Annotated in this window: 12 protein-coding genes and 1 pseudogene; 6 read left to right on the plus strand and 7 right to left on the minus strand. The window is 69.2% G+C overall.

The features are described 5' to 3' along the window. Positions 1–45 precede the first annotated feature (45 nt). The 3 genes and pseudogenes from OJ997_RS38030 to OJ997_RS02500 form a co-directional block, all read right to left on the minus strand. Positions 46–1221 carry a CocE/NonD family hydrolase C-terminal non-catalytic domain-containing protein gene (locus tag OJ997_RS38030; protein ID WP_372517861.1) on the minus strand — a complete coding sequence of 392 codons (1176 nt, stop codon included), beginning with the start codon at positions 1219–1221 and terminating at the stop codon, positions 46–48. Between the two features lie 96 nt (positions 1222–1317). Then, positions 1318–2505: pseudogene (locus OJ997_RS38035) on the minus strand (CocE/NonD family hydrolase); the annotation flags it as partial. A 100-nt stretch (positions 2506–2605) separates the two neighbouring features. After that, complete coding sequence (locus OJ997_RS02500) at positions 2606–4141, minus strand: amidohydrolase (RefSeq protein ID WP_270023416.1); 1536 nt, start codon at positions 4139–4141, stop codon at positions 2606–2608. A 76-nt stretch (positions 4142–4217) separates the two neighbouring features. Here OJ997_RS02500 and OJ997_RS02505 point away from each other — a divergent pair, with 76 nt between their 5' ends. Then, the gene (locus tag OJ997_RS02505; RefSeq protein WP_270023417.1) at positions 4218–4847 is read left to right on the plus strand and encodes a hypothetical protein; all 630 of its coding nucleotides are present in this window, start codon (positions 4218–4220) and stop codon (positions 4845–4847) included. A 76-nt stretch (positions 4848–4923) separates the two neighbouring features. Here OJ997_RS02505 and OJ997_RS37310 read toward each other — a convergent pair whose 3' ends face one another. The 3 genes from OJ997_RS37310 to OJ997_RS02520 form a co-directional block, all read right to left on the minus strand. Then, positions 4924–5565 (minus strand): MGMT family protein, encoded by a 642-nt coding sequence (locus OJ997_RS37310; protein WP_270023418.1) that lies wholly within the window; start codon positions 5563–5565, stop codon positions 4924–4926. A 252-nt stretch (positions 5566–5817) separates the two neighbouring features. Next, positions 5818–6195: a hypothetical protein gene (locus OJ997_RS02515; RefSeq protein WP_270023419.1), complete on the minus strand. Its 378-nt coding sequence runs from the start codon at positions 6193–6195 to the stop codon at positions 5818–5820. After that, complete coding sequence (locus OJ997_RS02520; RefSeq protein ID WP_270023420.1) at positions 6192–7010, minus strand: hypothetical protein; 819 nt, start codon at positions 7008–7010, stop codon at positions 6192–6194. The genes OJ997_RS02515 and OJ997_RS02520 overlap by 4 nt, the downstream gene beginning before the upstream one ends. A 114-nt stretch (positions 7011–7124) precedes the next feature. Here OJ997_RS02520 and OJ997_RS02525 point away from each other — a divergent pair, with 114 nt between their 5' ends. After that, positions 7125–7658 carry a DUF488 domain-containing protein gene (locus OJ997_RS02525; protein ID WP_270023421.1) on the plus strand — a complete coding sequence of 178 codons (534 nt, stop codon included), beginning with the start codon at positions 7125–7127 and terminating at the stop codon, positions 7656–7658. A gap of 107 nt (positions 7659–7765) precedes the next feature. Here OJ997_RS02525 and OJ997_RS02530 read toward each other — a convergent pair whose 3' ends face one another. Then, positions 7766–8494, minus strand: a complete 729-nt coding sequence (locus OJ997_RS02530) for a Crp/Fnr family transcriptional regulator (protein ID WP_270023422.1) — start codon at positions 8492–8494, stop codon at positions 7766–7768. Positions 8495–8710: 216 nt separating this feature from the next. Here OJ997_RS02530 and OJ997_RS02535 point away from each other — a divergent pair, with 216 nt between their 5' ends. From OJ997_RS02535 to OJ997_RS02550, 4 genes are read left to right on the plus strand one after another with little or no spacing between them, the layout of a single operon-like run. After that, entirely contained in the window at positions 8711–9736 is a 1026-nt protein-coding gene (locus tag OJ997_RS02535) for an alpha/beta hydrolase (protein ID WP_270023423.1), read from the plus strand. Continuing rightward, positions 9733–10470 carry an esterase family protein gene (locus OJ997_RS02540; RefSeq protein WP_270023424.1) on the plus strand — a complete coding sequence of 246 codons (738 nt, stop codon included), beginning with the start codon at positions 9733–9735 and terminating at the stop codon, positions 10468–10470. The genes OJ997_RS02535 and OJ997_RS02540 overlap by 4 nt, the downstream gene beginning before the upstream one ends. Then, positions 10470–11726 (plus strand): ATP-grasp domain-containing protein, encoded by a 1257-nt coding sequence (locus OJ997_RS02545; RefSeq protein WP_270023425.1) that lies wholly within the window; start codon positions 10470–10472, stop codon positions 11724–11726. The genes OJ997_RS02540 and OJ997_RS02545 overlap by 1 nt, the downstream gene beginning before the upstream one ends. After that, positions 11723–12406, plus strand: a complete 684-nt coding sequence (locus tag OJ997_RS02550; RefSeq protein WP_270023426.1) for an MDR/zinc-dependent alcohol dehydrogenase-like family protein — start codon at positions 11723–11725, stop codon at positions 12404–12406. Before OJ997_RS02545 ends, OJ997_RS02550 begins: the two co-directional genes overlap by 4 nt. The last annotated feature ends 52 nt before the right edge of the window (positions 12407–12458 follow it).

The raw sequence follows: 12458 nt of genomic DNA on the forward strand, positions 1-12458 counted from the left end.
CCCCAGCGGCCCGCCCAGCGAACCGGGCGGGCCGCTGGACCGCGGTCACGGGTTCGTGGTCGACAGCGTGAACGTCAGCGTCTTCGAGTAGGAGCCCGTGCGCAGCGGCTCCTTGTCCCCGATCGCCTGCTTGAACGTGATCGGCACCTTCTCGTTCGACGTGGGCGCGCTCCACGTCTTCACGACGCCGAGCCCCTGCAGCGGCTGCGCGAGCTTGAACGCGCCGTTGAGCAGGTAGCCCGGGCTCGGGCCGGTGTCGGCGACGCTGAGCGTCGCGTCACCCGCGGTGGAGACGACGGTGGCGTCGGTCGAGGCCGTGTACTCCCTCGTGACGCCCGGCGTGAACGCGCCGAACGACGCCGGAGCGCCGAGCGACAGCGACAGCGTCGCCGGGACCGTCCCGCCGACCGTGCCCTCGTCGCCGCCGGTCGCGTTCAGGAACGCCTCCGAGCCCCCGACGACCGGGAGCGAGAGCGACGTGCCGGCCAGGTCGACGGAGACCTCGGTGCCCGGCTGCGGGCGCAGCGTGAACAGGCGGTCGCTGGAGAAGACCATCAGCGCGAGCTGCTGGCCCGCCAGGACGACCTTGTCCGTCGGCTGCAGGTTGAAGTTCACGTCGACGAACTCGCCCGGGACGAGCGGGGCGCCGCCGGAGATTCCGCCGCGGTTCTGCGGGTCGGCCCAGCCGCGCGTGATCACGTGCGACGTGTTGATCGTGGTCGACGTGCAGGTGAGCGACGGCGTGAACGGCAGCGCGACGAGGTAGACCGACAGGTTCGCGGCCGCCTTGCTCGCCGCCATCCGCACCTTGATGCGCGGCGTGCCCGAGAGGTGCACCGGCGCCGTGAGGAAGTTCGTCGAGTACAGGAGCCGCTGCGGGCCCGCGTTGACGAAGTTGCCCGGCTGGCAGGAGACGTCGTCGACGAGCTTCTCCGTCCCCGTGCCCGCGGGCGCGACCGACAAGCCGCCCGTCGTGTTCCCGCCCGCGCGCGGACGCAGCTCGACCGCCTTGGAAGCCGGGTTCGGGTAGTCCCCGTACGGCGTCGGGTTCGCGGTCGAGCAGACGATGCTCACGGTGGCGCCACCCGCGACCTTGTCGCCCGCCGCGGTCGCGACCGCCGAGTCCAGCAGGACCGTGGTCGCGCTCGGGATCGCCAAGATCGCCCGCGTGACGTTGGCGGTCGTCCCGGCCGCGTTCGTCTGCGGGATCGTCAGCGTCATGCCGACCTGCAGCTGGCTCGTGCTGCCGACCGTGAGCGTCGCGGTGTTGGTCTGGTCGCCGGTCACCGTCGCCGTACGCGGCGGGCAGGCCGCCGTCTCACGCGTCACCCACGCCTTCGGGTCGTTCTCGACGCCGTTCTGGACGCCGTACAGGTAGCGCGTGAACCAGCGGTTGCGCAGGCCGAGCGGCGGCGCCCCGCCGTGCCCACCCTGGTGGTAGAACTGCTGCAGCGGCACCTTGCCCTTGAGCGCCTCGGCGATCCGCACGCTGTGCTCGGGCACGACGTTCCAGTCGTTGAACGCGTGCGCCATCAGCGTCGCGGCCTTGACCTTGGCGAGCTGGTTGAGCTGGTCGCGGCCGGCCCAGAAGTCGTTGGAGTCGCCGGTGGTGCGGTCCTGGCGGACCTTCATCAGCCCTTCGCGGACGGTGTCGATGCAGTACTGGCGCCGCGCCGGATCGCCGCTGTTGATGTAGTCGAACAGGTAGTCGATGTCCTCGCCGACCCAGCCGCCCGGGTTCCGCACCATGCCGTTGGAGCGGTAGTAGTGGTAGTAGGACGTGTTCGGCGCGATCGGGATGATCGCCTCGAGCCCGTCGACGCCGGTCGTCGCGGCGGAGATCGGCAGCGTGCCGTTGTAGGACGTGCCGGTCATGCCGACCTTGCCCGTGGACCAGCTCGCCGCGACCTCGGTGGTGCCGTCGATCGTCGTGTAGCCCTTCGCGCGGCCGTTGAGCCAGTCGACGACCGCCTTGGGGCCGTCGTTCTCGTTGCTGCCGCCGACCGTCGGGCAGCCCTGCGAGAGCCCGGTGCCCGGCGACTCCGAGTGGACGACCGCGAACCCGCGCGGCACCCACGTGTTGACCTCGCTGGTCGAGATCGAGGTCCGGTTCGGGTTCCACGAGATCGCCGGCGGAGACGTGCGCGGCGGCGGCGGCGTGCCGAGCTCGTGGTTCGGGTTCCAGAAGTACTGCGACGCCGTCGAGGCCGTGCCCGCGTAATACGGGCTCGTCTCGTAGACCACCGGCACCTTCAGGTTCTCGGTGTTGGTCTGCGCCGGCCGCGTGACGTCCACGTGCATGCGGTCGCGCTTGCCGTCGCCGTCGCTGTCGAACTCGGTCTCGACCCACAGCCGCTGGCGGATCCAGTCGGCCGACACGCTGAAGGCCGGCACGACCTGCGCCTGGCCGTTGACGAACACCGGCTGCGTCTGCGCCGACGCGGCCGCGGTCGGCACCACCGCGAGCACCGCGGCCAACAGCCCTACACGACTTCGAATTCCCATCCCGTCATCCCTCCGTCAGAGCTGATGCACCCTCTCGGGGCGACCGTACGCCAGTCGCGCGGCGCGCTCATCCAACGGTTGTCGGAAGCCCAGGTCCCGCTCAGAGACGGTCGTCGCGATGCACCACACGCCCGCCGACCACGGTCAGCCAGACCGGGGTGTCCGGGAGCTCCGCGGCGGGCGTGTCGATCGGGTCGCGCGCCAGGCCGGTGAGGTCGGCGCGCATCCCTTCGCGGATGCGGCCGGTCCACTCGTCGCCGGCCACGAGCGCGGGCGCCGTCGTGTAGCCGGCCAGCGCTTCCGTCGCCGTGATCCGTTGCGCGGGAACCACGTCGCGGAGCTGGGCGGCGGCGAGGCCGCGGCGCGGGTCGGCGTCGGCCACGGGCCAGTCGGATCCCAAGGTCAGGAGCGCGCCCGCGTCGAGCAGGTCCCGCATCCGGAACGCGCGGGCGGCTCGCTCCGGCCCCAGCCGCTCGTTCCAGACGCCGGTGCCGTCCGCGCGGACCGAACTCACGTGGACCGGCTGCATCGAGGCGACCACGCCCGCGCGCGGGATCGACCGGACGAGGTCGTCGGGGATCGCCTCCAGGTGCTCGAGCCGGTGCCGGACGCCGGGCGCCGCGCCGGCGCGGATGTAGGCGCCGAGCGTGAAGCGCACGGCGGCGTCGCCGATCGTGTGGGTCGCGAGCTGGAAGCCCGCCACGGCGAAGCGCGCCATCACCGCCGCCATCCGCTCCGGGTCGGGCCAGAGCGGCGCGTGGCTCTCGCCGTGGGTGTCGGGCGCCTCGAGCCAGGCCGTGCCCGCGTCGATCACGCCGTCGGCGAAGCACTTCACGACGCCGCCGCGCCAGAGCCGTCCGCGGACGTCCTTCAACGTCAGCAGGTGCTCGATCTGCTCGTCGGTGACCTCCGGCGTGATCCAGAACGGGACGCGCAGGCGCATCGTCAGATCGCCCGCGCCTTCGAGCTCGCGGAGCATCTCGAGCGTCGAGAGGTCGCCGTCCATCATGTGCCCGCCGGTCAGCCCGAGCGCGTTCAGCTCTCGCAGGATCTCGGCGTGGCGGGCCCGCAGCTGCGGCCAGCGCAGCTTCGGCGCGGCGCGCAGCACGAGGTCGCCCGCGGTCTCGCGCAGCACGCCGGTCGGGGCGCCGTCGTCGTCGACCACGACGGACTCGTGGTCGCCGGTGACGTGCGCGAGCTGCAGCGCCCGCGGGGAGGCGAGCGCCGTGTGCAGGTCCGCGAGCTGGACGAACACCGCGGCGCCGCGGCACGCCTCACCGATCTCGACCGGCGTCGGCGCGACGTCGTAGTCCAGCCCCCAGGCGAACAGCCAGCCGCGCTGCGGTTCCGCGGCCGCGAGCCGCTCCAGCGCCTCGGCCGGCGATGCGCACCCGCGCAGGTCCACGCCGCGCGTGACCTCCGCGCCCCAGAACGGGTGGATGTGCGAGTCGACGAGCCCGGGGATGAGGGCCGCGCCGCGCGCGTCGATCACCTCCGTGCGGGCGTCGCAGGCCGCGCGCACCTCGTCCCCCACGGCGACGATCGTCCCGCCGCGCACCGCCACCGCACGGGCGAACGGGCGCTCCGGGTCCAGCGTGCGCACCCGCGCGCCCACGATCGCGAGATCAGCGGCCATCCACCCAATGATGGTGGAGGCCGTTCCCACCCCAGGGTGAGGCGAGCGACCCCGCGCGGCGGCGAGGATCAAGCGCATGATTCGCCCCCTCCTCCCCGTGCTCTCCGTCCTGGCCGTGTTCGCGGCCCTCGCTCCCTCCGCCCACGCCGCTTCCAAGAGCTGCACCCGCGACGGCGCGACGCTGCTCGCCGCCTCCGGCAAGGTGCGGGTCGTGTCCGTCAAGGAGAAGCCGCAGAACTCCGAGTCGCGCCGCGACCGGATCTACGGCTGCTGGACGACGACCGGCCGCCGCTTCACGCTCTTCCAGTCGCGCGACTTCGGCCTGGACTCGATCGAGCGCGACCACTTCGAGATCGTCGACGGGCGCTTCATCGGCGCGATCCGCAGCTTCGAGGGCGGCGCGAGCGAGTCGCGCACCGCGGCCACGTTCGACGCTCAGAAGCACAAGGCCGTGCACGACACCGATCCGTGCGACGAGGTCTCCGCCGGCGACTTCACCGGGGTCGAGGACGCGGTGTTCTTCCGCAATGGCGGAATCGCCTACACGTGCTTCAAGCAGTCCCGGATCGTCGACGGCAAGGGCGACCGTGTGCTGGAGCCCAACGGGGTCGTCGTCACGAGCCTCGCCGTCTCGGCCAACTCCAACAGCTTCAGCGAGCGGCTCTTCTACCTCGCCGACGAGGCGCCGAAGAGCGTGCAGCTCTAGGTCTCTGCCAACGCGCTGTTAAGGGCGCCGCACAAACACGGACCAGCCACGATGACCAGACTGTGCCTGAGAGCGATTATGTCAAGGCGATTTCGACGTTGTGCCTCGAGACGCGCCCAGGAAGGATTGGCGCGTCGAGCGCGGCGGACATCCCAATATCCGAGATGGGAGTCGTGTACAGATCGCGACCGAACCAGGCGCGGTATCGGTCGATGATTCGCTCTGAGTCATCGACCGACGTCCCCTCGCGGGCGAGCCTTTCCTTCTGGTAGGCGACATGGCCGGTCAACGTGCCGCGAGAGGTCAGAACTCGATGACCCGGCAGCCCCGCTGCCTCGGCGCGCTTGACGTATGCGGGGAGCGCTCGCACGTACGCGCGCTTTCCGCCGATGAGCCTCAGCAGGATGTCGTACGTCAACACGTTGCCCGCCGGCACCTGACCTAGCACCCACGCGGCTCGGCTCGCCATTGCGTCCGGGACAACAGGGAACCGCGCGTGATCGTCGAGCACCACCCGTCCGCCCCTAAGAATTGCGCCGTCGCGCACGACGACCCCTAGGGCGCCTCGCTCGCCGACGAGTGCCCTGTACGTGGCGGCGTCGACGAATTTGCGGAGCGCAGAGCAGATCTCGCAGGCGTGGGTTATACGGACGACGGCGCCCGATTCGAATACAAGAACCCGACCTGAAGTCAGGTCTTCCTCGCCGAAGCCCGCCACGACGGCGTTCGCACGAAGAGAGCACGCGTCGGTGCCGAGACGATCTAGCACTTCCTGCCGGCAGATCAGTACCTGTCGCGGCCCGAGTGGACCTCCATTGCAATCGCCGAGCAACCCGACCCCGACTCGAGCGTCTAGCGCCGGCCGCGGTTCCATTGGACAACCCGCCTTGGGCTTCACAAGTACCTCAGTGACCGTTCCGACCTGCACGAGACAACTGTTCGCCGGGTGAGGCGTGCGTCCTCCGTTCGTCTACTTGACTGAGAACACGATCGGCGCAGGAGACAGATCGAGATCGATCACGCGTTGCCCGGCCGACTCTGCAATTCGTCTGGCGACGGCCCGGCGCGACTCGTCCGGACCGCCGATGAGACACGTGCGGTGCCTAAGGGCAAGCCCAGCCGCCCAGGTGTCGCCCTCTCTGCCTTTCGCCTCCAACAAGGAGGGCCGCGAAACGTAGTACGTATCGATCTGTACACACGTCCGCGCGATCTGAATCCCTTCGGCCTCAGATCGAAGATCTAGGACAAGTTCGATGTCTTCCCCCGAGAACAACTGCGCGAGTCGCTCGTCGTCGCCGGCCTGCGCCGTAAACAACGAGCGATTGAAACGAGCCTGATGCCCTGTCATTCGCCGGTCACCTCTCTCCAGGTTGCCCGTGGGACGGCAAGGGTGACCCTGGCTTTCCCACGCGCGTCGTACTCGGCGCCGAGCCGCGCCTCGCGGCTCAGTTTCGTTTCGCGCCACCATTCGGCCCGAACCTGAGGCCTTACTCCCGTGAGCGGAACATCATCCATGTTCGCGCGCAGATCCGGGTCTGGCCGAGCTGGCTCCTTTGCTCGAATAGCGAGTTCGCTGAATGGCGACCATCGAGTCGGAGCCTGCCCGGGGTGCCTCCCGAAGCCGAGAATCTCCGACCAGTGGTCGAGTGCAACCGCCGTGCGGAGGCTCACACGCACGATCTCGCCGAGGTCGGCGTCTTGGTCGGCTCCAAGGACACGCAAGTCCCATCCTTCCACGGCTCCGAGCGCCGCGACAAGACTCGCCAGCTCAAACCCCGCATCGTCCGCACGCGGCACGATCAGACTCAGGATGTCGGTTTCGGGCGCTCGAATACGCGCCGCGACATATGCAGCGAGACTTGCCACGTCGCCATCAGCATCGACATCAATTGCCTCCCAGCCATGTTGCGGGCGTGTCTCGGAGAGATAGCCCGCGAAAAGGCAACCGCTGTGACCCCCGGAGTACCAGTGCGCCTGCACGGCCACGACCAGTTCATCGTCCGAAACAAGATCGCGCTCACACCGGACGAGTCCACGACGTCGCAGTGCGACGACATAGTCGTGTCGAGTCGGGTACACGAACTCATTTCCAGCGCCGCTGTCGTAGACCCCCGTCGGGACAAGGGCTTCGAGCGCAGATTGGATTTCGTGGTTCGTCCTCATCGATCGGTACGATCGTTTTGAGGAGACTTTACGTAGCGATACAGACAGATGCCGAAACGACGAGAGCAACATGGGTCCACGCGGATCTGGACGATTGGACACTCTCACCACGATGTGGCGCTGGTCGTATCGCTACTGCGAGCGCATGACATCAAACGCGTCGTCGACATCCGCTCCCGTCCGGCATCGCAGTGGGCGCATCAGTTCGACAAGGTCCGCATAGAACCGACACTGCACGCCGCCGAGTTCGCCTATAGCTGGCGTGGCGAACTGCTAGGCCAGCGTCCTGAGGGAACGGAGTTCTACGACGAGGACGGATGCACGCTGTATGACCGCGTAGTCGCTAGACCGGGATTCTCGGATGAATATGACGCGCTAAAGGCAACTGCTAACGAACAGCGGACTGCGCTGTTCTGCCTTGAGGAGGAGCCCGAGCGCTGTCATCGCTACCACATGCTGGGCATCATGCTCACGCGCGATGGGTTCGAGGTGCTCCATATTCGCAAGACCGGTCGCGTCGAGTCTCAGAAGGACGTTTTCCTTCGACTGGGCGGTGAGCAGCGGTCACTGCTGGACGCCCCCAAACCGTGGCGTTCGCCGATGCCCATGGAAGGCGGGCACGGCGTGGCCGGAAAACCAACTCGCTGAGGTAGAGAGGCTCCGCCGTCCGTGATCGACGAGCGACGGACACGCGCCACCGCATTGCGTTTCTCTCCGCCCGCCAATTTTATCCCGACCACAGGCAGTAAAGGCGACTAAGACAGCGCCGCCGCCAGCTTGTGGTGGCGCAGCTTCTCCGGCGGATCGCCGTGGAGGAGCCACGCGCCGTCGTCGCGGCGACTGACCTTGCCGGACTTGGCCAGCGCGCCCATCGCCGTCGTCACGGACGGGCGGTGGGCGCCGACGATGCTCGCCAGCCGCTCGTGGGAGAGCGGCAGCGGCACGACGATCCCGTCCGGCGTGACCTTGCCCCAGCGCTCCGCGAGGTGCCAGAGCGTCAGCAGCAGCCGGTCCTCGACCCGGTTGTGATGGGCGATCGCGAGCGCGACCGCGAGATGGTGCGCGCGCCGCGTGCCGCGGTTGAAGAGCTCCACGCCGAGCTGCGGCCACGGGTTGATGCGGGTGACGAGCGCGTGGTCGAGCACCGCCAGCTTCGTCGGCTCGAGCACCTCCCAGCCGACCTCGGCGCGCACGTGCGAGCCGGCGTCGTCCCAGCTCCAGGGCCGCATCACGTCGCCGGGACCGATCAACTCGATGCAGTGGCGGCCGAGCACGTCAACCTCACGCGACAGCAGGCCTTCGGCGATCATGAACCCGCGGTGGTGCACGTCGGGCTCGAGCGCGTTCGCGACGTCCCACTCGCCGGGGCTCAGACGTTGCACGCGGGTCAGCGCCTCATGGCGCGCCCGCTCGAGTTGCTCGTCGTCGAGCTGCTCGGCGAGGTCCGGGTCGGCGTCGACGATGGAGATGGTCGATGCGCTCACGCCGGGTGTAGTACCCGACCACGCGACGCGCACACTGCGGCCGGAAGGGGAGCCGGTCGCAGGACGGAGGTAAATGCGCGTCGCGTGGTGGGGAGGGGAGGAGAGCGGGATTCGGAGGTGCTCACCCTCAAGTTCGGCCGCCGGCGACGGGTTGCTGACCCGCCCCACCCCCGCACGGGGGACGGGTGCGCACCCCAGCGCTAGGGTTCGGCCGCGATGCCCGTCGTGCTGCGACTGGATGACCCGGACGCCCGCTTCAAGGCCGTCCGCCTCGCCAGCGACCTTCACCTCTCGCACGAGCAGCGCTCGTTCACGCGCAACGGGGAGAGCTGGAAGCTCGAGGTCGAGCTGCCCGACGTGCAGCGGCTCGAGTACAAGCTCGAGGTCGAGCATCCCGACGGCGGTACCGAGCACATCCTGGACCCGGCCTCCGACAAGCGTGCGCCGGGGGCGTTCGGCGAGAAGTCCGTGCTCGAGCTCGACGGCTACGAGGCGCCCGCCTGGCTGGAGGCCGAAGGCGTGCCCGGCCGCTACGACGACGCCGAGATCCGCGGGCGCGGGCTGGGTGGCAGCGTCGCCCTGCGCGTGTGGAGCCCCGAGGACGCGCCGCCCGGCACGCCGCTCCGGCTGCTCCTCGCCAACGACGGCCCCGAGTACGACGCGCTCGCCCAGCTCACGCGCTACGCCGCCGCGACGATCGCCGCCGGGACCGTGCCGCCGTTCCGGGTCGCGCTCCTGCAGCCCGGCGACCGCGACAACTGGTACTCGGCGAGCGCCGCCTACAGCCGCGTGCTCGACTCGGACGTGCTGCCCCAGCTGCGCGGCGCGTTCGGCGTGATCGGCGCGCCGGTCGGGATGGGCGCGAGCCTCGGCGCGCTGGCGATGCTGCACGCGCAGCGGCGTTTCCCGCGCATGTTCAGCGGCCTGTTCCTGCAGTCGGGCTCGTACTTCATCCCGCGCTACGACCGGCACGAGAGCGGGTTCAGCCGGTACACGCGGATCACGCGCTTCGTCCGCGACACGCTGCGAGACGGTGAGTACGCGATGCCCGTTCCGGTGACCATCACCGTCGGCAAGGCGGAGGAGAACGCGAGCAACAACCGAGATATGGCGCGTGCGCTGGCCGCTCAGGGGTACGAAGTGAGCTTGGAGGAGGTGCTCGACATGCACAACTACGTCGGTTGGCGGGATGCTTTCGACCCGCACTTGACCCAGCTGCTCAAACGCGCCTGGACACGATGAACCACGCCCACCACGAGCTGTACTCGCCTGCCATCGGCACGGCCGGCACGGTTGCGGTCTTCGGGCACTACGGGCGGGCGGTGCTCGCGTTCCCGTCCGAGGCGGGCAAGGCGTACGACTGGCGTGACAACGGGATGGTCGGCGCCGTCGCCGACCTGATCGACGCCGGCCGCGTGAAGCTCTACTGCGTGGACTCCTACGACGCGGCCTCGTGGTCGAACCGCCAGCTGTCGCTCGAGGACCGGGCGCGCGAGCACGGCCGCTACGAGTCGTGGGTCTTCGACCAGGTCGTGCCGTTCATCCACCACGACACGGGCGGGGAGATCATGACCACGGGGTCGAGCCTCGGCGCCTTCCACGCCGCCAACTTCGCGCTCAAGCGCGCGGACCTGTTCCCGCTCGCGCTCTGCATGTCCGGCAACTACGACCCGTCGACCTGGAACGCCTGGGGCGACCGCGGCGAGCAGACCTACTTCAACAACCCGATCGACTACGTCGGGAACCTGGGCGGCGACCACCTCGAGTGGTTGCGGTCGCAGCTGAGCCTCCTGCTGGTGTGCGGCCAGGGGCAGTGGGAGGACACCACCGGCGCGCTGTCGTCCACGCGGCGGCTCGCCGGCATGCTGGCCGAGAAGGGAATCCGCCACGAGCTGGACCTGTGGGGCTACGACGTCCCGCACGACTGGCACTCGTGGCGCGCGCAGCTCGCCCACCATCTTCCGAGGTTCTGCTGATGCCTTCCGACGCTTCGCACCTGATCGGCCTCCTGCTCGGCACCGAGGAGGACTGGCCGCGTGCCTTCGAGACGCTGCTGAGCCGCGTGGGGCAGGTGAAGTACAAGGGCTCCACGCACCACGTGAGCAGCGAGCGGATCACCATCGAGCCCTTCGACCTGCGCGATAAGCCGCGCTACGACCTCGTCGTGGACCGGCTTGCGTGGTGGTACTTCGTCCCGCGCGAGTGGCTCAAGAAGGCCGCGCTGATGGACGACGTGTACCTGCTCAACTCACCGTTCACGTTCCAGGCGATGGAGAAGCACGCGGCCTACGCGGCGATGATCCGGCTCGGGCTCAAGGTGCCGCAGACCGTGCTGGTCCCGCACAAGAACCCGCCCGAGAACACGCGCTTCGAGTACACCGCGGCCAAGTACAACAAGCCGTTCGACCTCGGCGCGATCGCCGCCAACATCGGCTACCCGTTGTTCATGAAGCCCTACGACGGCGGCCAGTGGGTCGGCGTGACGCGGATCAAGGACCACGAGCAGCTGATGGCGGCCTACAACGAGTCCGGCGAGCGGCTCATGCACCTGCAGGAGTCGATCGAGGGCTTCGACAAGTTCGCGCGCTCGCTGAGCATCGGCGCCGAGACGATGGTCATGGACTTCCAGCCCGACCAGCCGATGCACAACCGCTACTCGATCTCGCACGGCTTCCTCGCGCCGGAGACGGGCGAGGAGATCATCACGATCTCGCGGCTCATCAACGCGTTCTTCCGCTGGGAGTTCAACTCCTGCGAGACGCTCGTGCGGGGCACCGAGGCGCACCCGATCGACTACGCGAACGCGTCGCCGGACGTGGCGCTGACGTCGCTGCACTACTACTTCCCGTGGGCGATCTCCGCGCTGCTGAAGTGGACGATCTTCTGCACCGTGACCGGGCGCGACTCGCGCGTGGTGGACATGGACACGCGCCGCTACTTCGCGGTCGGCGACCGCGAGGACCTCAGCTACGAGGAGAAGCTCGCCGCGTACCGCAAGATGGCCGACGAGCACTTCCAGGTCGAGGAGTACAAGGCGTTCTGCTCCACGGCTTTGAAGCACGTGGACGAGCTGATGCTCGAGTGGGTGTCCTCCTCGGACTTCGACGGCCTGCTCGCCGGCACCGTGCGGGAGACCTACCCGGCGCACGAGCACGAGGAGTTCCTCGAGCTGTTCCGTGGCCGCGTCGGGTTGTGGGTGCGCGAACGCGGCCGGACGCCCCAGACGGCATGAAGGGCTGGGTCGAGGGACCGGAGGCGCGGGACGACCTCCCGGAGCCCGAGGGCGACACGATCGTCGCCGTGCGGGCGACGTCGGTCAACAACATCGACCGCTTCACGAAGGGCGTGCTCGGCCATGACTTCGCGGGCGTGACCGACGACGGCTCCGAGGTGTTCGGGGTCGTCTGGGGCGGGGCGTGGGCGGAGCGGATCGTGCCGGGCGAGCTGATCGCGCCGAAGCCTTCGTCCCTGAGCATGGCCGAGGCGGGCGCCGCAGGCCTCGCGGGGTTGTTCGCGCTGGTCTACGTCGAGTCGCTGGGCCTGAAGGGCGGCGAGCGGGTGCTCATCGAAGGCGCCAACGGCGGCGCGGGCGCGTTCGCGATCCAGCTGTGCGTCGCGGCGGGCGCGACCGTGATCACCCCGGCGCTGGCGATCGACGAGGCCTACCTGCGGGGCCTCGGCGCGAGCGAGGTGGTCTCACGCGAGGAGCATCCGGCCACCGATCACGTCATCGACTTCGTGTCGCCGGCGCGCGGCATCATGGCCTCGAACGGCTCGATGGCGCGGCTCGGCGAGCTGATCGACGCGCACTCGATCCGCGTCCCGATCTGCGAGGCGTTCTCGTTCGGACAGGTGCCCGAAGCGCTCGAGGCGTTCGGCGAGCACAAGCAGGGCAAGTTGTCGGTCGCCTGAGCGCGATTTTCGTCCCGCGGTCCAATTGCGGGCCGCGGAGGCGGGCATTAGC

The sequence above is a fragment of the Solirubrobacter phytolaccae genome (genome assembly GCF_027587195.1).
GTDB lineage: Bacteria > Actinomycetota > Thermoleophilia > Solirubrobacterales > Solirubrobacteraceae > Solirubrobacter > Solirubrobacter phytolaccae.